1 protein-coding gene is annotated in these 1,103 nt (G+C 42.6%); it reads left to right on the top strand.

The features are described from left to right. Positions 1-230 precede the first annotated feature (230 nt). Positions 231-1,103 (top strand): ABC transporter ATP-binding protein (locus R7Q41_RS24305; protein WP_318144742.1); only part of this gene is annotated, 873 nt, incomplete at its 3' end.

Here is a 1,103-nt window from a genome sequence, read left to right as displayed (position 1 = left end):
GCTGCTCAGTCTGTTTAGCGGCGCTTTTTTTGTTTCCCCTTAACCCCCTCAATAGAAAACCTTGAAGATTACAAGGTTGATATTTCCAATATTGTCGAAAGGTTTAATTGTAATCATCGTTATTCGACGATAAACTAATGAAACTTTCTCCAGCTTCCTACTAAGCTTCAGGTGATGCTTATCTTGGAACTGGTCATCCCAATTCACTAACAGATGGCAATCATTACGCTATGTACGCATTAGAAATTGAACAATTACGTAAAACGTATGCGGGCGGCTTTGAAGCGTTAAAAGGCATCAGTCTACAAGTTAAAAAAGGTGACTTTTACGCGCTTCTTGGACCTAACGGTGCAGGAAAATCAACCACGATCGGCATCATCTCTTCTTTGGTTAATAAGACTTCTGGAGTAGCAAAAGTTTTTGGTTATGACATTGATACTGATTTAGAACTTGCCAAGCAAAACCTTGGTTTAGTGCCTCAAGAATTCAACTTCAACCAATTTGAAACGGTTGAGCAGATCGTCATTCAACAAGCGGGTTACTATGGTGTTTCTAAAATTCTGGCAAAAGAGCGAGCCGAAAAATACCTGAAGAAGCTCGATTTATGGGAGAAGCGCAAAGAGCGTGCTCGTAACTTATCGGGTGGTATGAAGCGTCGCTTGATGATTGCTCGCGCGCTCATGCACGAGCCAAAACTGCTGATTTTGGATGAGCCGACGGCTGGGGTGGACATTGAGCTGCGTCGTTCAATGTGGGATTTCCTCAAAGAAATCAATCAGCAGCAAGGGATCACTATCATTCTTACTACGCACTATTTAGAAGAAGCGGAAATGCTATGTCGCAACATAGGCATTATCAATCGCGGCGAGTTGATTGAAAACACAACCATGAAAGCGTTGCTCAGTAAGCTCAGCGTAGAAACCTTTATTCTAGATATCGAGACTGACGGCGAAGTGCCTGAGTTGAATGGTGTCAATCGTCAAAGCTTAATTGATGGCTCATTAGAAATTGAGTTAGATAAAAGCCAAGGTCTCAATGCGGTGTTTGCTCAATTAACGGAACATGGCGTGAAAGTGCTGTCGATGCGCAATAAAGCCAACCGA

This window comes from Vibrio sp. 2096, from assembly GCF_033339595.1.
In the GTDB taxonomy this organism is placed as follows: Bacteria; Pseudomonadota; Gammaproteobacteria; order Enterobacterales; family Vibrionaceae; genus Vibrio; species Vibrio alginolyticus.
The sequence above is the reverse complement of the archived record's forward strand: the minus strand, read 5'-3'. Positions and strand labels throughout refer to the sequence as shown.